We start from the raw sequence: 19,745 nt of genomic DNA, 5'->3' as shown, positions 1-19,745 counted from the left end.
TTTCTCGTCAGAAGCCGTCGCCATTGCCTAGCCCAAGCGCGACGCCATAGTTGAAACAGTCAAACAGGTCATCGTCCTGATTCTCTTCGCCAATAATGAACTGGAGCACTTGCGTCAGAAGGTGGTTTTTCTTCGATTGCTTGTATTCCACCAGCTTGTCATAGGCGTATTTCGAGATGCGTACTTTTCCCGACGCCACATACCCGGAGATATTGATGGCGCGGGACTCTTTAGGCAGCGATGTTAATTCGCTGTCAATGGGGTGAACGTTCCAGCCCTCGTTAGCCCCTTGCTGCAATAGCGTGATACCGGTGGCCTTGTCCTCGATAAACAGCCCAGCTGTGCCCATACGTGCCAGACATATTTCGCTGAGGTGTTTTGCTTTCCCAATCCACTGCGGCACGATGTCTTTCAGGAAATATCCGTCAATCTGGATGATGTCCCAGTCAAGAATGACCAGGCAGGGCGATGGAAAGTTGCTAAGTGCGAACCAGATGCAGGCTGAACCATCATTCTGTAGTTGGCCTTTTTGGGCGCAATCGACAACTCCATAGACGGTATCGCAACTCGCCGGGTAATCGACTGGGACGCCGTTCTCCAAAAGCCATTCCATCTTGAAGAAGTTTTGCCCTCGCCAATCGACAAAATCAGCGTTGTATTCCTGCTGAACCACCATCGGCGGGCGTCCGGCAATTATTCGCGCCAGCGCCTCGGGGTTGATGGTCGGATTCGCCGCTGTTGGCGCGTGGTGCTCTTCCCACCCCATCGATTTATCGTTGCAGGCCTGATAGAAAAAATTCTCGTCGTCCACGCCCTTGGGCGTACCGGCCATAACGGCATCACCGTCATAGTCGAGCAGCGTCGGCTCTATCGCCTGCTCCCAAATATCGCGCATGCCCTTTTTAACTAGGCTGCCCTCATCGATGATGACTTTGTGATATTTACGGGAGCGACCAGCATCCGGGTTGTCCAGCGTCCAGAATTCCACCTGCCCACCGCCGATCGTTTCGATTATCGAATCCGTCTTGCTGGAACTGGTGGTGATCGGCTTGAGCAGATCTCGAATAGCCTTGAACGACGGCAGCAGAATTTTATAGGACGGCGCAAACCACCCCACACGCATCTGTTTTGCGGCCCAGTTGCCCCCCGCCTGCTCTAACATGGTGGTTTTGCCGAAGCGGCGACCTGCACGGATCACTTTGCGCTTTGCCGATGAACGATAAATTTTCTTCTGCCCGTCATGAAACGGCAGGAACGTGATCGTGTGTTCAGTCGCCATCGGGAGAATTCACCAGGTTAATGATTATCTGAGGGCCGCCCGGCTTGTTATCCCCGCTGGTTTGTTTCTGGAGAGCAAGCTCGAGCTGTAGGCGTTCTGCCTCTGTCTGCCGCTTCTGTATCTCCAGTTCAACCAACCGCTGCGCAAGTTCGGTTTCGTTCAGTCCCATTCTGCGCATGATTGCCTCGAACATTTTTTCTCGGCTGATGGCAGAAATCTCTATCCCACCCTTACCTATCTTCGTGCCTGAATAAGCCAATCGGGCAATACCAGATAATTTTCGCGTGTCAGGAAAGTAGGCGCGACCGATCCCGTCACCATTGCACCGTGGGCACTCTGGATTAGGGTCCCTATTGTGGTCGTATCCGTAGCCCCCCTTATCGGGTGGATCAGGCTTGTTCCTGGCTTTCGCCTCTGCGCACTTTTCCTCATGCTCGATAGCGTCACGCCATTGGTAGTGATGACCGAACCCCCAGCAATGTCGGCAGGCTCCGTGGCGATACTGAGAAATCTCGTTGGCGTCGAACGTGGCCAGTTGCCACATTTTTTCGAGCACCTCATCTGCACTTGCCAAGGTGCGCACAAGAGAATCTTTCTGCTGCTGCGCAATTTCCTGCGCAACGTTAGGATTCGCCAGTAACTGTCTCCCGTAGTTCGGGTCACTGTACCCGGCGCGCTCTGCCGCAGCTGTTGCGTTCTGATCCACTAGATATTCAGCGACGAAGCGTTTTTGCTGAGCGCTTAATCCACTTTCAACCAGCCTCTTTGCGCTTTTCTCAGATTGCGCAGTGCGCAGTTTTTGCTGCGCAGTTTTTTGCGCATCTAACGCGCTCGGTTTCTTGATGTATCGGCGGGCTGTCGCATAGTTCAGTCCGTTAGCCTCACACCATTCTTTCGGTGAGATGTTGGTTTTGGCGTGCTCTGACAGAAACCGTTGCTGAAGCTCGCCCCAGTCCGGCTTCGCCATAACTCCTCCAATAAAAAAGCCATCAGCCTGCCAATGCGCTGGGTGCGCGGTGGGTGCAGGAAAATGGCTTTGGTTATCGTGCATTATCGATGGCACTCATCGAATGCCATCTGTAATGCCGTCAGTCCTTCAGGAACTCATCTGTAGGGAATGACATACTCCCTTCCAGCAGCTCGGCGTTAGTGCTGGTAACAATCACGGTGTGGTGCGGGTGAACATTTTCAGCCAGCCACTTGATTAGCGGCTTTGCGGCCTCTTCAAAGTCATTGCGCCGCTTTGCGTTCTCATCGCTGACCGCACACTCGCCCAGGCATGGGCCTTGATCAGCAAAGCAGTTGGTGCATGCGTGATCGTGAATTTTCATGTTCACACTCAAACCAGCAATTTTCCCCACTGCGATAGCGTCATACAGTGCGCCGATAGCGTCCCAGTCACGGCCACCATTTGGAAAGTAGTCCTGCATCGCCGATAACGCATCACTCTTAATTTCTTCCGCTGTCTTGTTCATTGTGTTTTTCCTGTTTTTTCTCGTTGCCACTTAATCAGCCCCTCAATCCGAGAGGCGCACACATCCAACTCGTTCTGCGCCACCTGCAACGCTACGACTGCATCGCCGAACGTGGTGCCGGTGAATGGGGTTTTCTCGCATAGCTGCGTATATACAGCTGGCGGGTAAACGTAGATAATCTGCGGGGGCGGTGCTGGCTTAGGCCTTTCCGTGCAGGATGTCGATAGCAGAATCAGGCAGGCGCTGATTGCTACAGTCGCTCGAGTCCAACGCCTTGCGTAACTTTGTGTTTTCAGCATCGGCCTTGGCCCTCTTCTGCTGTTCAAGCTTTAACTGTTCTTCGGTGGCGCGGCGATCGGCATCAGCAGCACCTTTTAGGGCGCTGATCGTTTCATCCCTGCTTTCCACTGCTTTTACCAACTTTCCGTTGGCCTCCTGCGCAGTATCCAAATCGTCTGATAGCGAAGATGCATACCAGCCAAGGGAGATCACCACTGCTACGAGCGCGGCCAGCATTGCCAAGATTGACTTTGTCACTTGTCTATCCCCCAACATGCGAGCTCTGCCTCTTGATCTCGCCGCAATACCTGACCGAAACAGTTATTCGACCGGATACGACAATCCCGCCCGCGGTCATATATCCAACGCCGGATTTCACGGCAGGCGCCGATCCGGTCACCAGCATTCAATTTTTTGTAGAATGTCGATGTGAAGCATTTGGCAGGGCCGATATTCCAAGGACAAAAAGAGGCGATGCCCACTTTCTGGGGTTCGGTCAGCGTTACCTTGATGTTGCGATCTACCCAGTCGAGCGCCTTTTTCTGCTCTGCTGCGTCTATCTGTTTGCACTGTTCCGCCACCAGGCGCATGCCTTGAACAACCTTTTTACCGTTGACCGTCGTCACGCCGCCGCAGATCGTCCAGATGCCGACACCATCCTGGTATGCAACCAGCCGCTGCCCTTCTTTCTCATCTTGGAATTGCGCCATCATTACCGGGGCGGATACCCCACCAGCGATAAGCAGCAGCATCGCGGCGCTGAGTTTGCTTTTTGTTGAGGGCATCACTCACCCCCTATCAGCTCAACATCATGAGCGGCAATGCTCTTTGTTGACCGATCGACAAGATACATTTTCAGTAATTTCTCTCGTCGGCACTTAAACCACACACTTGTGATGCAACCGATGACAGAACAAAGAATCCCCACGATAATGCCAATAACCATCCATTCGCTGGGTGAGAAGTGATTGATAAGTCCTAACATTGCCCCGACGAGCCAGCCAACATGAGTGGCGTTATCAGCTGTTTTTTCCAGCATGTTTCTCATCCCTCCCCCTTGCCGGGGTTCTCCTGGCTGTCGGGTGATCGATAGGGTTTAGCCGCTCGCCGTAGTCACTCTGGAAAAGTAGAGTATTTGCAATGGTTGACTGTCTTGGCGGGCGGCTAAATGAAAAAGCCCCGGACTATGCCGAGGCTCGTTTATCCCTCTGGGTTTATCTCCCTGAAGGTTTGATCAAATCGTTCTTTCTCGAGTTCCACACCCAGACCAATACGGCCCAGCCTGATCGCCTCTTTTATGGTGGAGCCTGAACCCATAAAGAAATCTGCCACCACATCACCAGGACGACTGCTGGCACTGATAATGTGCGCCATCATGGCTGCTGGCTTTTCGCAGGGGTGCTTGCCTGGGTAATACTGCACCGGTGAGAACGTCCAAACATCGGTATATGGCACATCCACTGATACGGAGAATGGACGCCGCAGTTGTTTGTACTCTTGGCAAAGCACCTTATATTCGCGATTCAGTGAGGCATATTCCCGCACAAGGACATGATGTGGCTTATCAAGACCACTGGCCTGGCACTGCTCGTCAGCCTTACGCCGGAAAAGCTCTTGAAGCGCCAGATACTGATCTTCGCTGGGCAATTGCCATTGGCTTTCGCTAAACCAGTGGCTTGTCATCTGGCTGCCCGTTGCGCAGTTGATTTCTTTGGCTGATACGTTCAGTGCCTGCCGTGCCGATCTGAAATAGTAGATCAGCGGCTTGAATACGTTTTGCTTCAGCTCTGAACACTTGGCGGCGTGCCCGGTATCTTTTAGCTGATACGGACCGGCGTAATGTCCTGCAAAGATGATCCGCTCTGTTGCCGGGAAAAATGCGCGGAGGCTCTCTTTGTTCTGCCGTTTCCATGGGCCTGATGGCTTGGCCCATATGATGTGACTCAGCACGTCGAACCGCTGGCGAACCAACATCTCTGTATCTGACGCTAACCGGCTACCGCAGAAAATGTACATGCTGCCGTTCGGCTTTAGCACCCGCCAAAATTCGGCCAGCAACTCATCCAGCCAGGCAAGGTAATCGGCTTCGCTTTTCCACTGGTTATCCCAGGCGCACGACTTCACCCGATAATACGGAGGATCAGTAGCGATCAGATCGATACAGTTATCAGGCAGGGTTTTGATGTATTCGATTGTGTCAGCGTTGACAAGACAGGTACCTGAGATCATTAGCGCCCTCTTTGATAGGCTCATACCGCTGTTAAGCAGCATGGGCAAAAGGTTCGCTTGTGACCGAAAAGCATGAGCGCCTGGCGGTTAGTGTGCTGATAACACCTAGCCGCCGCCCAATTCACAAACATAGTGTTGCCACATTACGCCGTGGCCGCGCCCATGCCCTTGAGTCGTCATGTTGGGTTCGTCTCTGCTCCCCCTCAGCCGTAACCGGTGCGTGATTGGCTTTCACGCTGCGCCGCCGGTGCGCCTTTTACATTAACCCTAACCAGATACAAAGCTGGCTCCCTACGCGGGGACTCGGGGCCACATCATGACAGTGGCTTGCGCGCCTTTTGGCTCGTCGGTATTTCCGTTTACTGTTTCATTTTCTTGATCTCCAGAAACGCAAAAACCCGCACAGAGGCGGGCTTTTCAACGTCAGGCACAAAACACCCATCGTTAGAGAGAAACTACCACACTTTCGGGAAATGTAAATAGCTCGCGATAAAATCACTCATTATTTTGTCAACTTGTCGTTGCCCTTAACGCCATATTGGCTCTCTCTTCCTCAATATCCAACTGGGTGATCATCTCGTCATAAAATGGCTTCACCGATTTTTTCCAGGTATCTAACGAAATACTTTCAGTGATACAAGCGATCGCTCTATAAGCCTGAGTCGAAGGTATTCGTTCATAGCCACGCCCTGAGCAACGCTTGCAGGGTTTCTTCACTGGTAAGCCTTGGCGCTCTGACTCATCTTTGTCGATGGCTACCCCACGACCGCGGCAATCATTGCAGTCCGTTTTTATCACCGTTCTGCCGTTGCATTTTGGGCACACCTTGCGCGTGGTTTCATAGAAAGCATGCTTCACCCGCATTTCCCGACCTTCCAACTGCGTAATCGAAGCTGGCAAATCTCCTCGCGCAAAGCTGTCGATAGTGTCGTGGGCCTTCGCCAGCTTGTTCATGACAAATTTCCGCTCTTCGATAAAGCCATCATCACATGCGTCGCAGGGGATCTCGCTGGCAGCGCTACGGGAAAAGTCCAAGAATGCGAATGCCGCCAGGGTAAGGATCACTCGGGCTTTGGTTTCGCCTGGGAGTTTGCGAATAGCTGCAACGGTGTCAGAGCGCACTATACAGTGCTTGGCAAGCAACACTACCGCCTTAACCTTGTCAGCCTCACTAATGCCCACCTTCCCCAAGAACGCTGACAGGCCCAATTCCGCCTGATCCTGACACATTCCCAGCGCCCCCATTACGTCACTGATCGTCAAAGAATCCGAAGCCGTTGCCGGAACCGAGTCCCCCAGCACTGGAGATTTCGGTGAGAAATATTTTACTACCGACTCGAGATTCATAATTTTCCTTCCTTTCTCAGAATTGCTTGCGTGCGAAATACACCCTCGGCGTGGTACAGACGCAGGGTTTCACGGTCATATTCGGTTTTAATGCGGCCATCGATCGCATCGTGGCAGTTGCTACAGGACCACGCGCCCTGAGCATCATCGGGTTTTATTCCGGTACCACAGGTGCCAGCCAAGCGGTAATGCGCCAGCACCGTGGTGTAGGGATTGAAATTACATACTCCAGGGATCCGGATCTGGCAGTCTCGGCCCTCGGCCGCTTTTCGTAGATTTGCCATTATGCGAAATTCATCAGCTGTGCCGCGGCGTTCTCTACTTCGTGCTGCATGCGGAAAGGTTTATGCAAGATCCAGCGCCATAGAACATCGAGCGCGGCTTTGTAGAGGTGACAAAATTCCGTTTCGTCCATGTTGGCGAACGAAATACTGCGAGGGTGCTTACGTAGGGTGCCATCTGGAAGCTGGATCGCGTCATAATGCCCGGCTTCAATGGTTACCCATGCCCGGTAGGCATCGAAGGATTTACACGCACTGATGCTACCAGTTCGTCGATCTGCGATGCGATCCAGGTACTGATCAGCTGCATCCAATAACGCGGATTCATTACCACCGAAAGTAGCGAGGAATTTTGCATAGCCGGTCACCAGCTTGCGCTCATTACTCGATATCGCGCCGCCGGTAGGTTCCCAGTATTCAAAACCCAGATTGAGAAGCGCGAAGAAACGGCGATGAAACGCCGGATTTCGCACCTGCTTGAAGTCGGCAACCAGCACGGCGCCGAGCTTGCATTTCGTTTGCAGGAATTCTCTGGTCTCCGGGCTGGCCGGGATCAGTATTCCTGATGATTGCTTGATAAGTTGTAACTGCGCCATGGTGTTCACTCCAAGACGCAGCAGGTGATCAGCTGTTCAGGCTGACGGGTGTAGTGTAGCTCACTTTTTACGGACGTCGTAGCCCGCGCGTTTGACTAACTCGATCATTAACGACAGATCGGCCATGATTTGCCCATCAGTGAGAACTAACACTGATTGCGCTTCGCCACGATCCATATAAACCACTGCTCTCCCGGTGAACGGTAATAACTTCAAAAATTGTTCCACTGTAAACATATTCCACCTCATCGATCGCTTCACTGATCGCCAAAGGATTTACTGTATATAAACACAGTATCAGCAGAAATAAATTTGATCAAATACTTGCTGTCAAAATACTGATTTAAATCACAATCATATGATTTATAAGAAACTATCCTCCCTGAAGGTTTCTTTTTACTTACCTCACCACACAACAAAACCCGATTGACTTTTCGAGATTTATTTTATCTCAGCCTTGGCCTGCTGATGGCAATAGTGAGCCCCATTAGGCCGACACGTTAAATCAAGCAGACCATTGCAGCGCGGACAGTCGTAACGAATTTGGACTCCTGCGCTGTTGAGGGCCTTAATGACTTTATCGAGGTAGTTTTGCTCCAGTTCCCCCTCCGCCGCTGGCAACTTGATAAGCTGCTGTAGTCGCCGCTCCAGCTTTGAGTTTGTGCGAAGCTCGTTATTATGCTGCTCGCGAACTAGTTCCAGCCGTTGCTCTGCTGCCTCTGCACGTTTAATCTCAGATTCAGCAAGTCCGTGGAAATGCCACATATGCTGCTCGTAATATGCTGATTGCTCTTGCTCAAGCTTTAACGCAGATTGCAGTGTTGTTACGTACTCTTGCGAGTAGAGTGCTATGTCTTGCCCGAAACCGTGGGGAATAGTCCACAGGTTCGCATATGTATCACCACCAGGGCCTTGCATAGACTCCAGTTCTTCGCGGTCTGTGTATGCGATAGGCTGGCTAAGTGCATCGTTGTTGCTCATGGTCTGGATCCTTTCTCAATTTTCCGGATAGCACCCTGTAACATGACCTTGGCATATAGTGCCGGAGCAAGAGCCTTGGGAGCATCACCACCACCAGATAAAACGAACATCGCTTTTGTATGTGACGGAGCAGCCATCAGGTTGGCGATCTGGTTGTTGTTCTTGTCGTTATCCAAATGAATTACTGTATAACCCGGTTTGAGTGGTCCGTTCACACACTCCCAAACATAGATATCCAACCGTATAGGCTTACCTTTGATGTAAACTTTTTGGTAATCCCCTCGACCAGAAAGTCGATATTTCCCCCACCCTTTTCCACGCATGAAGCATCTAACGGCGTCTACAGTTTTATTGGTTTTGAAACGATTATTAAACATCTCTGTAAGAACTGGGTAAGTATTATCTTTGTTCACAAATAGAAATGTTAACTGTTCATCCGTATAGCTAGGTTCTTTTGTTAGATGTTTATCCATTCCGCGACCGCGCAGAATCTCCCTAATCGAACCAAGACTTTTGTTTGTGCCAAACCTATGATTAAAAATCTCTGTTATTTCTCGACATGTCATACCCTGACAATGTGCTTCGAGAAATAATATTTGCTCTTTCGGATATGGTTTGCTCATTTCTCAATCCCCATTACTTTAGGAACATTGCCTGCGTAACCATCATAAACAGCTTTCTGAGCATCCAGCGCTATCCGGTAGGTATTCACCATAGTGCCGCAGATCTCCACTACCGCTTTAGCTCGGGCTAGCTCCTCCTGCAAGACTTCGCCTTTGATATTGGGATCGGTAACAGTTTCCAGCATGGCAAACTGGTGATTCATCAAATCTTGAATTGTGTTTTTCATGGTTAAATCCTCACTTGCACTTTAGCCAGAGCCTGATCGAACATTTTGTGAAAATGGCAGAACCGCAGTTCAATCGGATTAAAATGCCACCGTGTTTCATTGGCCGGGGTGGTTTGGGAGTAAGCGCGATAATTGATCTCCCCTCGCGCCAAAAATTTTTCGCTGGCGCTGATCAGTGTGTATCGCGCCTTGCTCCCCTGGCTTTTGACAACAATCTCAGCGTGTGGAGATCGAACCATATTCCTCAGTCGAGTGAGGATTGACATGCGAGTGAGGTCACCATCTGGATAAGCCTGGTGTGCCAGCTCGTAAATTTCGCTGGTGCTCAGTTCCTTACCCAGGATCAGATCGACGAACTGCTTGGTTGTAATTCTGTATTTTTGGCTTGTTTTATTGGTCATTGGTTTATGTCTCGGTTATTTAACGATTTTACTTTTTGCATCGGCGCGAATTTTCGCCAACAGTTCCATGCCTTTTTTCTTGTAAGCCCCGTCGGCGTCGGCGATCTGAGATTCGCCTGGTGGCCGATGCTCCAGGGACTTGGTTTTGCGGATCGGCGGGATTGAAAAGCCCATTTCGACCTGCTTGGCCCATTTCGCCAACTGACGCCCGGCCAGCGCCGCCAGCTCGGCCTGCCCTAGTTTTCGCTCGACACCAGCCCTGCGCAGTTCGGTGCAGATCTGGAACAACACTGGGTGTTTCCAAGGGAAGCTTTCCGACGATTCATAGCGCCATGACTCGTTGCGCCAACGCTTGTATTCCGCCATGACATCCTCGGCTGCGAGCCCGAACGGGTTAGCCGTACACTCGCCGACAATCGCCGTGAACTCGGCAAGGTCTGGTGGCCAGTGGTTACCCGCGCTGCAGCGTTCCATGCACCGCTTCGCCGCGAACGCCAGCTGTTCATTCGAGAACCGCGAAATCGCTTGGACCCAAATCATGGAAGGCTGCACCCCGTTCTTGCTCACCCAGCGGTTCGCATAAATCCCCGCCATCGTCTCCCAGAGGAGCCAGCCCCTGTCTTTCCCGCTCTGCGTTTCGTGCAGCCCTGACCTGCTGCTGAGCGGTAACGCCTGCTGTTGCTCTTGTCGCATTTGAACCTCCCGTTGATGCTGGTTTTCTTACCGCCGCCCGTTGCCGTTCGTACAGCACGTGATCGGCAAATTTCTGTTCCCACTGGGTTTGATTTAATACCCTTCCCTCGGCCTGCCAGAACGATATAAAACTGGCCAGCTCTGTGGCTTCGTACCCTGGCGCTGGGCCTGTGATAATCCGGCCCCACAGTGCCGCCTGCCGTTGGAACTGTTCCGACGGTACCCAAGTACCAGCCATGGCGAATTTACCGAATGGCGTTTGCTGGTCGTCGCCCCATGGTTCCGGTTCCTGTAGTTCCCCTGGTTTTTTATCAGGGGGTAAATCATCAGAATTTTGCTGGCCCCCTAGAGAGAGGGTTTTATCTTTTAGATCTACTTCTTCCTCTACTTCTGGTAACGCATTTGGATCCGCTGGTGTAACGCCTTGTGCGTTACCTTTGGCGTTACCACTAGCGTTACTATTGCGTTTCACTTGTCTCGATTTTGTAACGCGGTTATTTGTAAGTGCCCGTTTTTTCGATGAATTCCCGTTGTGCCTGTCAAAGTTCGGGAATACCAACGTTTCGCCCTCGTTAGCCAGCCAACCGACATGAATCAGTGCATCCGAAAAACCGGTAACGAAAGTGATGCGATCAATTGCATTTTTAGTAACGCTGGTAGCGTTACACTTTGCGTTACCGTCGATGGTCTGCTGATCAGCCCAAGCCCAGAGGCGAACCAATTTCCCTAACACCGCGTCAGGATCCAGTTTCAAAATTTCCGACAATTGGAACACCTCCGGTTTATCTGGAGTGATTACCTCTACCTTGATCCAACTTGCCGCCATAATTGCCTCTACTATCAGTATTCTGTAACGCTGAGTGCGTTACGTTTTGCACACACAAGGGTTAACGTCGTGCAGAAGCCATGGCGCTGCTTTTGGTCGGTTTCCCCTTTACTCGCCTGCTATGCTTCGCATGCGTTTTGGCCCATGCCAGCAGTTCAGGCAATTTCATGCGTGGGTTGCTGCGCTGGTGATCGACAGCAGCCATGGCCGACGACACTGCGACAGCCTCCTCGTATTTCGCCTCACGCAGCTGCGCGGCGATCTGCTTTTGCAGGAAATCATCATGTGTGGTCATTGGTTTATGTCTCGGTCAGTGCAGTGCGCAATATGCGCGCCGTAGTTCATGGAAGCTCCGTTCCGCCTCGTCACACTCTCGCTCGAAGTCTGCAGGTGATGCGTTAAGCAAAGCCGCGGCGATCGCCTCCTGGTGCTCTTTCAGCGAACGGATGGCCAGATACTCGATGCTCTTGCCTGCGACTAGTCGGGCGCGCAGTTCTGCCGGTAAGGCGGCCAGGATCGCAGGCTGCAGCATTTCGATTTTCCGACGGGCGCCAGCAGTGTCGCTGTCCAGCCAACGGAAGATCTGCTGCTTGTTGTTGTGCCAGGCAGCAAAATCCACAGTGCCGTCGGCACGTTCGATCTGGTCCAGGTGTGGCAGGTCCAGATTCATGTCGAAGTAAGCCCGAGTGATTTCGGCTGCAACCGTGCGCTGAGTGGCCTCCGTGGCCCATCCGCGCAGCGCGTCGCGGATCAACTCGTGTTTGATTTCCATATATCAGTCCTTAAGGGGCGACGCAGGTATCCTGCTGCTGTGGTAATCCATCGGTTGGATTTGGGTAAAGGTCAGGCCGCAACTCATGGGGTGTTACCCCGGTTAAGTTAAAGATTGGGAGAACATGTTCTGATGGGATCACGCCGTTATAGCGCTTCTTCCAATGGCTAATGGCCATTGACGAAAGCCCCAGTTTCTTGGCCAACTTGGTCGCATTTCCCGCTCGACTGATGGCCTTTTCCAATGCACTCATACATAGCTCCTGTGGTTAGACAACCAGAGTAAACAATATGTTTATTATTATGTCAACATTAAGGGTGTTTTTACTTATAAACATTTGGTTTAAACTTCTGGCATGAAAGGAAAAACGCACCAAGTAGATCACCCGCAAATTAAGCGGCTGAATGAGCTGATGGACTTGAAGGGTATCTCTAAGGCAGAGATGGCCAGGATAGCTGGCGTCAGCCCTCAATCTGTCAATAACTGGTTTGCTCGCGGCACTATTGGGAAAAGCTCTGCCTTAAAATTAGCGGAGGAGTTAGGCGTTTCTGTCGCGTGGATTTTATGCGAGGGTGATGATAGCCAGACAGGACTTGATCAAAGGCAAACTCATCTGCTCAACCTTTTTGCTCAGCTTCCTGAGGCTGATCAAGACAACATGATCGCCGCCTTCGAAATGCGGCTTAAAGAATTGGATGAGTTTACAGCTAGATACGCACAACGAAGAAATAAACAGCCATAGCTGAAGGCCTTACTTCTCATAAAACTCCCACAACTCACTGTTTTTAAAAAATAATAATAAAATCCTTCCTATCATAAACCGCCTCGCATGGCGGTTTTTTTATGCCCACACGCCTTTTAAACTCATTTTGTTGACATGTTTATAAACTTTGTGTTTAATTGATCTCAACAAGCAGCAGGTGAAAACGTTCTGACAGCCGGAAAGACGGCAGAGACATAACCAATGACCACTACCGCAGAGGGCTAGATGATGGAAGATGCATACGAAGAATATTTCAACAGCCTGGCAAAAGGCGAAGAAGCATTGAGTTTTGCAGAGTTTGTAGAGGCGCTGTCCTGACAGCCATCATCCGTAGCCCCGGTAACGGGAAAAGCATGCAGACTAACCGAGACATAAACCAATGAATACAATCGTTCCTAATAGCGGCAAAGCGGTAACCCTCCGCAATAAGCGCACCGGCGCGCCTTGGGTTGCCTCGTTCGACCACACGCGCAGCGTCTACCGGTTTGAACCGACAGGCAACCTGCGCGCCATCAAGGCACCGTTCGAAGCCCCCGGCATCCCGGCGGAGTTCGAACCAGCTGGTACCCACTGAGGGTATAAACCATGACCATTCGGCGACATGTTTGGAAGGACATAATCATCGGTTGTTCTTTGTTTTGGGCGTTTGTGTTCTTTCTAATTTTTGCACTTTCTAATTAAAAAATAACCGGCACCTGACGGGCAATTACTTTGCCCACGGGATCCCCACGCCTGAAAGGCACCAAATCGCAATTATTTAACGAGGTGTTGATGTGAAAACTTTTAACTCAGAAGAGGCTCGACAGGCGCAGGCCAAATATTGCAAAGAAAAAAGCTACCCGCATTTCGCGCCACGTGACGGGATTTGCTGGCGTTGCAAGCGGGACATTTATCAGCAACAAACCACCCCCACGCGTCCTACTGGCATTTCAGTTCAAGAGGCTGGCAGCAAGGTGATCTGCTTCTGCCCTCACTGCAACCGGAGCTATGACGATTAGACGTAAAAAAGCCCGCGCTAGGCGGGCCATCTTACCCATTTTACATCTGGGGGATGGGTAGCCGGGGAACCACCCCCAGCAACCGAGACATAACCAATGACCACTATCGCAGTCAATGATCGACTGCATTCTACCTAAATTCAGGAGAATTGCATAATGCAAAACATGTATGCCTATTATCTCAAGGCAAAACAAAAATCCGGCAAACCTTCCCTGTTCATTTATTTTGAAGCGAAGAACGACGCCCGAGCGCTGCGTGATCTGGAAAACAAAATTGAAGATGCCGAGCTGGATCCGAAAGAGTATTTCAAACCAGTTCGCACAAACTTCCCGGTGGTCGACGACTTGCCTATCGAAGGTGTATTCAGCGAACCTTGGTGTGACCGTTATTGCTTAGGTGATGATGGTTTGACGTGGGAGCTGATCGTTACCGAACCCGCGCAACAGCTGCCGCAGGTAACCGCAAAACCGCCAGCAAAAGACGAGACCACATATTCCGCAATAGACCTCGACAAGCATACTGTGATTGCCGCCGCGTGGCTGTTTGGCCGTGACTGCATGAAAATGACAGGGGAGCAGCTGAAAGCAGCAACCAGGCTTATGATGGATGACTCGCAGCGGTACCCGCAAAACGTCATCATGGCCCTCTCCAATCTTAAGGGGTTCGATTACGTTTACCCGGACATGCCAATTGTAGCCATTGCAGCCATAAAGGCTATCTGGCCACCATTCGATAAAGCGCCAGAGCTAGGCAAAATTAGTCAGTTCGCAACCGAATACCTGAATGCGAAAGTAGATGATCGCCAGTCTGTAATTTCCAAGTGGCAGACGTCGCCCGGTACCGCAAATAATTCACAGGTAGAATTGCCGCGCACGTCGTCCGGCGCACTGGCCGGCACAGGCAAGAAACCAGCCTACGGCACACCAATAGCGTCCTTTAGCGAACTTGAAACAGTTACCTACCTTGCGCACTACCCATCCGATTTTGATATCAGCAGGCCGCCAATCGGCATTGTTAATGCAGTAAAAGAGATGAAAACGCGCAAAGAAAAGTCCCCATTAGCATGGTATGGACAGTTGTCCGAAACTCCCGGCATTCTGGACTTTTCCCGTGAGGCCGTTGGTATGCTTATCCGCAATGCGCCGGAAACCCTCCACCTAACACCTGGCCCACTACGCGACTATATCAATGCGAACCTGATTGAAATTGACGACAAAACAGCGAAGGTAAAAAACCATGCTCAAACCCAATCGCTGCCGCAGGGCGAGGCAGGCTCACTGGCTGATGAACAGCTTGAGAATGAAACGCTGGCAGGCGCAGCAGAAGGTGTTGGCAGCTCGACGCTGGCGGGCGAACTGGTCAGCATGGGAAGCGGTCAGTTCGACGTGTCCGCACTCTTTGAGGCTTCCCCTCTTCAGAACGCGCCTGTAGAACTTGCGCCGGAAATCGCCTCAAATGAAGGCGAAAAAGAAGAAGTGGACGCAGTTAGCGATCTCGAACCAACAACGCGCAGCGCGTGGCTACGCCGCGAAATCATGAGAGCTCTTGAAGGCAAAACATCAGTGATGAGTGTGATTGATGTCGAGGAGCTTATCGTAAACACAGGCGGCCTTAATTACGCATATCTCGCCAGGCTGCTGGCCAAAGAGATAGAGCCTTGTGATCCCTTGAAGCAACTGGTCGAGGATGATATTTATCACCTCACCTGCGATGTACTCGAGGGTTGGCTTGATGATAAATCCCAGCGGATTGATCTGATCAACGAACGCATTGAATCTTATCTGCGCGAAGGTAGCGCAGAGCCTCAAAGCGTCACCCTCGAAAACAAAGAAGCTGTGGAGGTATCCACTCCAGTGAGCGAAACCGCTCCAGAGGTGATTGCCAGCGAAACGGCAGAACCTGCCGTAACGTACCCGGCCTATTTCGAGCCTGGTCGTTACCACGATATCCCGAACGACGTTTACCACGCGGCGAACGGCATCAGTAGCACCCAAGTGAAGGATGCACGGATCAGCCTGATGTACTTCCATGGCCGCCACGTCATCAAGTCTATTGCCCGTGAACGTAGCGATGCCCTGACCTTCGGCTCACTCGTCCACACGATGGCGCTGGAGCCTGAAAAACTGACCAACGATTTCAACATCGAGCCAATCATTCCTGAGGGTGCATTCACCGGCGTAGCATCGATGCGCGCATTCATCGAAAAGCACAATGCCACCCTGCCCAAAATGACGGACTCGGACACGCTGCGTTCACTCCTTGATGAGCACAACGCCAAGTTGCCAACACCCTACGCCCTGGGCGGCAACGCTGATGAAATCGGCCGGATTTACACCTTGCTACCGCAGGAGTTTCAGAGCATCGCCGAGGGGCAGAAATTCACGGCTACTGCCATGAAAGCCTGCATCAAAGAGTACAACGCCACCCTGCCCGAAATGCTGAAAACCAGCGGCGGCCGTGATGCTTTGCTCGAGCAGTTGGCAACCATTGATCTGGAATTCGCCACGCGTGAAAAAGCCATCCCTGCGCCGCTGCCGGTCAGCGGGTCAAAAGAGGACATGGCAGCCCGGATCAAAACGATTCTGCCTGAGGCCATTTTTGCCGATGAAATCCTTGATGCATGGACGTCGTCAGATGACGGACGCCAGTTGGTGACCCAGCAGCAAATGCAGGCGGCGAAAGCCATTCAGCGTGCCCTGTTCACTCACCCGTCCGCTGGCCCCCTACTGCAGCACCAGAACCGTGCTGTCGAGGTGAGTTACTTCGGGATCGACGAAGACACAGGCCTCGAGGTCCGCATTCGTCCAGACCTAGAGATTGACCTTGATGGCGTTCGCCTGGGTGTGGATCTCAAATCGACCAGCATGGGCCGCGTTAAACAGGATTTTTTACGCGCCAAATTGCACCGGGAAATCATCGACCGCGATTACCACCTCAGCGCGGCCATGTATTGCGACGTTGCCGCCTTTGATCAGTTCTTCTGGATTTTCGTGAACAAGGACGAGGGCTATCACTGGGTGGCCATCGTTGAGGCCTCTCCGGATCTGCTGGAGCTGGGCCGACTGGAATACAAAAAAGCGATGCGCGATATCAAGCAAGCTTTCGACACCGAAACATGGCCAGCGCCGATCACAGAAGAAGTGATCGACGACCTGAACGATTTTGACCAACGCCGGCTTGAAGCGCTGCGCATTGCATAAGGGGAACGAAAAAAATGAGCAATATCACTTTGGCAGAAGAAAAAACGAACTCGGTTACTGACTCCAACATTGCCCTGTTCAATCCTCAATACCTGACAGCCATCAGCAACTTTGCGCAGATGATGGCCAGCGGCGTGGCCACGGTTCCCAAGCATCTACAGGGCAACCCTGCCGACTGTATGGCAATCGCGATGCAGGCAGCACAGTGGCAAATGAACCCCTTTGCAGTAGCGCAGAAGACCTACACGGTGAGCGGGATACTCGGCTATGAGGCACAGCTCGTCAACGCAGTGATTTCCACGCGCGGGCCGTTGGTTGACCGTATCAACTACGACTGGTTTGGGCCATGGGATAAGGTCATCGGGAAGTTTGAAGTCAAGAGAAGTGAAAAAGGTGAATACCGCGTTCCTGGCTGGCGGATGGCGGACGAAGAAGGGATCGGCATAAAGGTATGGGCCACGCTCAAGGGGGAGGCAGAGCCTCGCGAACTTACCCTGTTGCTGGCGCAGGCCAGAACACGCAACTCTACGCTTTGGGCTGATGATCCACGCCAGCAGTTGGCCTACCTGGCCGTTAAGCGTTGGGCGCGCCTGTATTGCCCTGAGGTCATCCTCGGCGTGTACACAATTGACGAACTCGAGCAGCGGAACGAGAAAGAAATCAATCCGGGAGCCCCTGCAGCGCGGGTGAGTGTCAGCCAGTTGACTGAACCAGTTGCGGCAGCGCAGCAGCAAAGCAGCGCCCCGCCGGTAGACAGCGACGGTATTGCGGCAGATATCCGGGCAGCGATCGAGCAGGCGAAAGCCCCCGAACAAACCACGGCTATCCGCGCGCAGGTCGAGGAGCTGAAACAGAAACTGGGCATCACAGATTACACCGAGCTGAAAAATAAAGTGGTCAAGCGCCACCGGCAGATCACCACGGCTACAACCGTAAATGAGCAGATTAAAGCCTGCAGCACACCGGAAGCCTTTGCAGCAGCGGAGGCTTTGGTTCGCCGTTCCGAGCGTGACCTCAGTGCAGATGATCTGGAACGTTTCCAGATTGCACTGGATGACATGCGTTCTGAGTTTAAGGAGTGATGCATGCTAATCGGATTCGTTCTGTTAGTTAACGCCTGTGGTCACAATTTCTGTGATGCGCTGCCGGTATCCGAGCGGGTGTACTCGACCAAAGCTGAATGCGAGCAGGTGAAAGAAGCGATCCAGGTGCGCCGACCACACGCAGTTCTTTTTTGTGGCGAAGCCTACCGACCTGAAAACTGATTTCCAAAAACCAAACCACTCCGGCCATCGCGTTTATCATGGTGGCCGGTTGTGTGCTCGAGGCATAACCAATGACCAAGTTACTGACATTAGAAGAATGGGCTGATGAAACTTATACGGACAAGTCTAAGCCTACCAGACCGACGCTCCAGCGGTGGGCAAGGAACGGGAACATATACCCGACACCGGATAAACAAGGCAGGCAATACTTCGTTAAGCCTGGCGCAATCTATATCAACCCAAACGACCTAAATCTCGGAAAGAAAATAAGAGACGCCCAAAGCGCGGAGCCCGCACGGGCCGTGTTTATGGAGAAGGTAATCAATGGCACGGCGAAAGGACGGGTATGATATGAAAAAACCCAAAAATTTGACTTATCGCCGTAAGTACAAATCTTACTATTGGCGAAACCCCATAACAAAGAAGGAAATTCCACTTGGGGAAATCGCACGAAGAGACGCAATTGCCCAGGCGATCGAGGCCAACCATTACATTGAGCAGAACTACTCCCCTGTTCTTTTGCTTGAAAAAATAAAGGGGACGCACGAATACACGTTGAACGCCTGGCTTGAGCGATACGATGTTATTTTCAAACGTCGTAAGCTATCCGATAACACCTACAAATCACGCAAGGGGCAAATAGCCATCGTCAGCGAGAAAATGGGGGCGATGGTGCTATCAAAAATCACGACACGGCATGTCGCTGAGTTCCTCGAGTTCTGGGTGGTTCAGGAAAAGCATACAATGGCCACAACCATGCGATCCGTGCTGTCTGACATTTTCCGCGAGGCAATTGTCGAAGGCCATATTGATAGCAACCCGGTGACACCAACGAGAGCGGCCACGGTTACTGTGAAGCGTGAACGCCTGGAACTGGAGCAATACGTAGCCATTCGTGAAGCGGCTACCGCTCTGCCCGCATGGTTTGGCCTTGCAATGGATCTCGCGCTGATCACCGGCCAGCGTCGGGAGGATGTGGCGCAAATCCGTTTCGAACATATTGTTGATGGTCGCCTGCAGATCACCCAGGGAAAAACTGGCGCCATGATCTCTGTACCACTGGATTTGGAGCTTCTTGCGCTGGGGCTAAAACTGGAGGCGGTTATTGAACGATGCAAGCAGGCCAGCACCACAGGCTTTATGGTCAGTTCAGGGATAAGGAAAAACAGCCTGGACGGCTCCCTTAATCCTGACAGCTTAACAAAAACATTTGTGAAGGCCAGGAAACTGGCTGGGCTCGTTCTTGAGGATTCGCCGCCAACGTTCCATGAGATCCGAAGCTTGGCCGGGCGACTGTATGAGAAGGAGAAAGGGAAGGAGTTTGCGATGAAATTGCTGGGGCATAAGTCGGTCAAAATGACGGACAAATATCTCGATACGAGGGGAAAAGAATACGTGATGTTGTAAAAGGCCGAGTATAGGAATTCGTGGAAATTTCGTGTATTTTCGTGGAATTGATTTTTTATCCTTATAAATCAATAGAATAAAAAAAGACCGAGTACGATTCCT

At 51.7% G+C, this 19,745-nt stretch carries 28 protein-coding genes; 7 read left to right on the top strand and 21 right to left on the bottom strand.

What is annotated here, in order from left to right:
• Positions 1–7: 7 nt before the first annotated feature.
• The 21 genes from ACMV5H_RS17550 to ACMV5H_RS17450 form a co-directional block, all read right to left on the bottom strand.
• Positions 8–1,279 (bottom strand): hypothetical protein, encoded by a 1,272-nt coding sequence (locus ACMV5H_RS17550; RefSeq protein WP_414822202.1) that lies wholly within the window; start codon positions 1,277–1,279, stop codon positions 8–10.
• Positions 1,269–2,246: a terminase small subunit gene (locus tag ACMV5H_RS17545; protein ID WP_414822235.1), complete on the bottom strand. Its 978-nt coding sequence runs from the start codon at positions 2,244–2,246 to the stop codon at positions 1,269–1,271. Before ACMV5H_RS17545 ends, ACMV5H_RS17550 begins: the two co-directional genes overlap by 11 nt.
• 121 nt (positions 2,247–2,367) lie before the next feature.
• Positions 2,368–2,754 (bottom strand): hypothetical protein, encoded by a 387-nt coding sequence (locus tag ACMV5H_RS17540; RefSeq protein ID WP_414822201.1) that lies wholly within the window; start codon positions 2,752–2,754, stop codon positions 2,368–2,370.
• Positions 2,751–3,053 (bottom strand): Rz1-like lysis system protein LysC, encoded by a 303-nt coding sequence (gene lysC, locus ACMV5H_RS17535; RefSeq protein ID WP_414822200.1) that lies wholly within the window; start codon positions 3,051–3,053, stop codon positions 2,751–2,753. The genes ACMV5H_RS17540 and lysC overlap by 4 nt, the downstream gene beginning before the upstream one ends.
• A complete protein-coding gene (locus ACMV5H_RS17530; RefSeq protein WP_414822199.1) occupies positions 2,953–3,291 on the bottom strand; it encodes a DUF2570 family protein in 339 nt (112 codons plus the stop codon). The genes lysC and ACMV5H_RS17530 overlap by 101 nt, the downstream gene beginning before the upstream one ends.
• A complete protein-coding gene (locus ACMV5H_RS17525; protein WP_414822198.1) occupies positions 3,288–3,818 on the bottom strand; it encodes a lysozyme in 531 nt (176 codons plus the stop codon). Before ACMV5H_RS17525 ends, ACMV5H_RS17530 begins: the two co-directional genes overlap by 4 nt.
• Positions 3,818–4,072, bottom strand: a complete 255-nt coding sequence (locus ACMV5H_RS17520) for a phage holin (RefSeq protein ID WP_414822197.1) — start codon at positions 4,070–4,072, stop codon at positions 3,818–3,820. Before ACMV5H_RS17520 ends, ACMV5H_RS17525 begins: the two co-directional genes overlap by 1 nt.
• 161 nt (positions 4,073–4,233) lie before the next feature.
• Entirely contained in the window at positions 4,234–5,262 is a 1,029-nt protein-coding gene (locus ACMV5H_RS17515; RefSeq protein ID WP_414822196.1) for a DNA-methyltransferase, read from the bottom strand.
• Between the two features lie 510 nt (positions 5,263–5,772).
• Positions 5,773–6,609 carry an antitermination protein gene (locus ACMV5H_RS17510; RefSeq protein WP_414822195.1) on the bottom strand — a complete coding sequence of 279 codons (837 nt, stop codon included), beginning with the start codon at positions 6,607–6,609 and terminating at the stop codon, positions 5,773–5,775.
• Complete coding sequence (locus ACMV5H_RS17505) at positions 6,606–6,893, bottom strand: DUF1364 domain-containing protein (RefSeq protein ID WP_414822194.1); 288 nt, start codon at positions 6,891–6,893, stop codon at positions 6,606–6,608. Before ACMV5H_RS17505 ends, ACMV5H_RS17510 begins: the two co-directional genes overlap by 4 nt.
• Positions 6,893–7,486, bottom strand: a complete 594-nt coding sequence (locus tag ACMV5H_RS17500; RefSeq protein ID WP_414822193.1) for a DUF1367 family protein — start codon at positions 7,484–7,486, stop codon at positions 6,893–6,895. The genes ACMV5H_RS17505 and ACMV5H_RS17500 overlap by 1 nt, the downstream gene beginning before the upstream one ends.
• A 60-nt stretch (positions 7,487–7,546) precedes the next feature.
• The gene (locus ACMV5H_RS17495) at positions 7,547–7,702 is read right to left on the bottom strand and encodes a hypothetical protein (protein ID WP_414822192.1); all 156 of its coding nucleotides are present in this window, start codon (positions 7,700–7,702) and stop codon (positions 7,547–7,549) included.
• Between the two features lie 225 nt (positions 7,703–7,927).
• Positions 7,928–8,467 carry a hypothetical protein gene (locus ACMV5H_RS17490; protein ID WP_414822191.1) on the bottom strand — a complete coding sequence of 180 codons (540 nt, stop codon included), beginning with the start codon at positions 8,465–8,467 and terminating at the stop codon, positions 7,928–7,930.
• A complete protein-coding gene (locus ACMV5H_RS17485) occupies positions 8,464–9,090 on the bottom strand; it encodes an HNH endonuclease (protein WP_414822190.1) in 627 nt (208 codons plus the stop codon). Before ACMV5H_RS17485 ends, ACMV5H_RS17490 begins: the two co-directional genes overlap by 4 nt.
• Positions 9,087–9,317: a hypothetical protein gene (locus ACMV5H_RS17480; protein WP_179252718.1), complete on the bottom strand. Its 231-nt coding sequence runs from the start codon at positions 9,315–9,317 to the stop codon at positions 9,087–9,089. The genes ACMV5H_RS17485 and ACMV5H_RS17480 overlap by 4 nt, the downstream gene beginning before the upstream one ends.
• 2 nt (positions 9,318–9,319) lie before the next feature.
• Positions 9,320–9,718 carry a hypothetical protein gene (locus ACMV5H_RS17475; protein ID WP_414822189.1) on the bottom strand — a complete coding sequence of 133 codons (399 nt, stop codon included), beginning with the start codon at positions 9,716–9,718 and terminating at the stop codon, positions 9,320–9,322.
• Positions 9,719–9,733: 15 nt separating this feature from the next.
• A complete protein-coding gene (locus ACMV5H_RS17470) occupies positions 9,734–10,192 on the bottom strand; it encodes a replication protein P (RefSeq protein ID WP_245209359.1) in 459 nt (152 codons plus the stop codon).
• A 28-nt stretch (positions 10,193–10,220) separates the two neighbouring features.
• A complete protein-coding gene (locus ACMV5H_RS17465) occupies positions 10,221–11,237 on the bottom strand; it encodes a DnaT-like ssDNA-binding domain-containing protein (RefSeq protein WP_414822188.1) in 1,017 nt (338 codons plus the stop codon).
• 61 nt (positions 11,238–11,298) lie between these two features.
• Positions 11,299–11,532: a hypothetical protein gene (locus ACMV5H_RS17460; protein WP_253083480.1), complete on the bottom strand. Its 234-nt coding sequence runs from the start codon at positions 11,530–11,532 to the stop codon at positions 11,299–11,301.
• Positions 11,533–11,547: 15 nt separating this feature from the next.
• Complete coding sequence (locus ACMV5H_RS17455; protein WP_173409107.1) at positions 11,548–12,009, bottom strand: toxin YdaT family protein; 462 nt, start codon at positions 12,007–12,009, stop codon at positions 11,548–11,550.
• A 10-nt stretch (positions 12,010–12,019) separates the two neighbouring features.
• The gene (locus ACMV5H_RS17450) at positions 12,020–12,262 is read right to left on the bottom strand and encodes a transcriptional regulator (RefSeq protein WP_173409106.1); all 243 of its coding nucleotides are present in this window, start codon (positions 12,260–12,262) and stop codon (positions 12,020–12,022) included.
• Positions 12,263–12,364: 102 nt separating this feature from the next.
• Here ACMV5H_RS17450 and ACMV5H_RS17445 point away from each other — a divergent pair, with 102 nt between their 5' ends.
• The 7 genes from ACMV5H_RS17445 to ACMV5H_RS17415 all read left to right on the top strand — a co-directional run bounded on the left by ACMV5H_RS17445 (position 12,365) and on the right by ACMV5H_RS17415 (position 19,643).
• Positions 12,365–12,751: a helix-turn-helix domain-containing protein gene (locus tag ACMV5H_RS17445; protein ID WP_173409105.1), complete on the top strand. Its 387-nt coding sequence runs from the start codon at positions 12,365–12,367 to the stop codon at positions 12,749–12,751.
• A gap of 400 nt (positions 12,752–13,151) precedes the next feature.
• Positions 13,152–13,346 (top strand): hypothetical protein, encoded by a 195-nt coding sequence (locus ACMV5H_RS17440; protein WP_209526789.1) that lies wholly within the window; start codon positions 13,152–13,154, stop codon positions 13,344–13,346.
• 580 nt (positions 13,347–13,926) lie between these two features.
• The gene (locus ACMV5H_RS17435; RefSeq protein WP_414822187.1) at positions 13,927–16,971 is read left to right on the top strand and encodes a RecE family exodeoxyribonuclease; all 3,045 of its coding nucleotides are present in this window, start codon (positions 13,927–13,929) and stop codon (positions 16,969–16,971) included.
• A gap of 14 nt (positions 16,972–16,985) precedes the next feature.
• Positions 16,986–18,053, top strand: a complete 1,068-nt coding sequence (locus ACMV5H_RS17430; RefSeq protein ID WP_414822186.1) for a RecT family recombinase — start codon at positions 16,986–16,988, stop codon at positions 18,051–18,053.
• A gap of 3 nt (positions 18,054–18,056) precedes the next feature.
• The gene (locus ACMV5H_RS17425; protein ID WP_414822185.1) at positions 18,057–18,236 is read left to right on the top strand and encodes a hypothetical protein; all 180 of its coding nucleotides are present in this window, start codon (positions 18,057–18,059) and stop codon (positions 18,234–18,236) included.
• A gap of 71 nt (positions 18,237–18,307) precedes the next feature.
• Positions 18,308–18,586, top strand: a complete 279-nt coding sequence (locus ACMV5H_RS17420; protein WP_414822184.1) for an excisionase — start codon at positions 18,308–18,310, stop codon at positions 18,584–18,586.
• Positions 18,561–19,643, top strand: a complete 1,083-nt coding sequence (locus ACMV5H_RS17415; protein WP_414822183.1) for a tyrosine-type recombinase/integrase — start codon at positions 18,561–18,563, stop codon at positions 19,641–19,643. The genes ACMV5H_RS17420 and ACMV5H_RS17415 overlap by 26 nt, the downstream gene beginning before the upstream one ends.
• The last annotated feature ends 102 nt before the right edge of the window (positions 19,644–19,745 follow it).

Source organism: Serratia sp. N21D137, from assembly GCF_047530005.1.
GTDB lineage: Bacteria > Pseudomonadota > Gammaproteobacteria > Enterobacterales > Enterobacteriaceae > Chania > Chania fonticola_B.
Note: the sequence above shows the minus strand (reverse complement) of the source record. Positions and strands in the feature narration are given on the sequence as shown.

Excerpts from the sequence above, each read along its gene's own strand:
- ACMV5H_RS17550 (WP_414822202.1), bottom strand. The coding sequence starts at position 1,279 with ATGGCGACTGAACACACGATCACGTTCCTGCCGTTTCATGACGGGCAG.
- ACMV5H_RS17545 (WP_414822235.1), bottom strand. The coding sequence starts at position 2,246 with ATGGCGAAGCCGGACTGGGGCGAGCTTCAGCAACGGTTTCTGTCAGAG.
- ACMV5H_RS17540 (WP_414822201.1), bottom strand. The coding sequence starts at position 2,754 with ATGAACAAGACAGCGGAAGAAATTAAGAGTGATGCGTTATCGGCGATG.
- lysC (WP_414822200.1), bottom strand. The coding sequence starts at position 3,053 with ATGCTGAAAACACAAAGTTACGCAAGGCGTTGGACTCGAGCGACTGTA.
- ACMV5H_RS17525 (WP_414822198.1), bottom strand. The coding sequence starts at position 3,818 with ATGCCCTCAACAAAAAGCAAACTCAGCGCCGCGATGCTGCTGCTTATC.
- ACMV5H_RS17520 (WP_414822197.1), bottom strand. The coding sequence starts at position 4,072 with ATGCTGGAAAAAACAGCTGATAACGCCACTCATGTTGGCTGGCTCGTC.
- ACMV5H_RS17515 (WP_414822196.1), bottom strand. The coding sequence starts at position 5,262 with ATGATCTCAGGTACCTGTCTTGTCAACGCTGACACAATCGAATACATC.
- ACMV5H_RS17510 (WP_414822195.1), bottom strand. The coding sequence starts at position 6,609 with ATGAATCTCGAGTCGGTAGTAAAATATTTCTCACCGAAATCTCCAGTG.
- ACMV5H_RS17505 (WP_414822194.1), bottom strand. The coding sequence starts at position 6,893 with ATGGCAAATCTACGAAAAGCGGCCGAGGGCCGAGACTGCCAGATCCGG.
- ACMV5H_RS17500 (WP_414822193.1), bottom strand. The coding sequence starts at position 7,486 with ATGGCGCAGTTACAACTTATCAAGCAATCATCAGGAATACTGATCCCG.
- ACMV5H_RS17490 (WP_414822191.1), bottom strand. The coding sequence starts at position 8,467 with ATGAGCAACAACGATGCACTTAGCCAGCCTATCGCATACACAGACCGC.
- ACMV5H_RS17485 (WP_414822190.1), bottom strand. The coding sequence starts at position 9,090 with ATGAGCAAACCATATCCGAAAGAGCAAATATTATTTCTCGAAGCACAT.
- ACMV5H_RS17480 (WP_179252718.1), bottom strand. The coding sequence starts at position 9,317 with ATGAAAAACACAATTCAAGATTTGATGAATCACCAGTTTGCCATGCTG.
- ACMV5H_RS17475 (WP_414822189.1), bottom strand. The coding sequence starts at position 9,718 with ATGACCAATAAAACAAGCCAAAAATACAGAATTACAACCAAGCAGTTC.
- ACMV5H_RS17470 (WP_245209359.1), bottom strand. The coding sequence starts at position 10,192 with ATGGAACGCTGCAGCGCGGGTAACCACTGGCCACCAGACCTTGCCGAG.
- ACMV5H_RS17465 (WP_414822188.1), bottom strand. The coding sequence starts at position 11,237 with ATGGCGGCAAGTTGGATCAAGGTAGAGGTAATCACTCCAGATAAACCG.
- ACMV5H_RS17460 (WP_253083480.1), bottom strand. The coding sequence starts at position 11,532 with ATGACCACACATGATGATTTCCTGCAAAAGCAGATCGCCGCGCAGCTG.
- ACMV5H_RS17455 (WP_173409107.1), bottom strand. The coding sequence starts at position 12,009 with ATGGAAATCAAACACGAGTTGATCCGCGACGCGCTGCGCGGATGGGCC.
- ACMV5H_RS17450 (WP_173409106.1), bottom strand. The coding sequence starts at position 12,262 with ATGAGTGCATTGGAAAAGGCCATCAGTCGAGCGGGAAATGCGACCAAG.
- ACMV5H_RS17445 (WP_173409105.1), top strand. The coding sequence starts at position 12,365 with ATGAAAGGAAAAACGCACCAAGTAGATCACCCGCAAATTAAGCGGCTG.
- ACMV5H_RS17440 (WP_209526789.1), top strand. The coding sequence starts at position 13,152 with ATGAATACAATCGTTCCTAATAGCGGCAAAGCGGTAACCCTCCGCAAT.
- ACMV5H_RS17435 (WP_414822187.1), top strand. The coding sequence starts at position 13,927 with ATGCAAAACATGTATGCCTATTATCTCAAGGCAAAACAAAAATCCGGC.
- ACMV5H_RS17430 (WP_414822186.1), top strand. The coding sequence starts at position 16,986 with ATGAGCAATATCACTTTGGCAGAAGAAAAAACGAACTCGGTTACTGAC.
- ACMV5H_RS17425 (WP_414822185.1), top strand. The coding sequence starts at position 18,057 with ATGCTAATCGGATTCGTTCTGTTAGTTAACGCCTGTGGTCACAATTTC.
- ACMV5H_RS17420 (WP_414822184.1), top strand. The coding sequence starts at position 18,308 with ATGACCAAGTTACTGACATTAGAAGAATGGGCTGATGAAACTTATACG.
- ACMV5H_RS17415 (WP_414822183.1), top strand. The coding sequence starts at position 18,561 with ATGGCACGGCGAAAGGACGGGTATGATATGAAAAAACCCAAAAATTTG.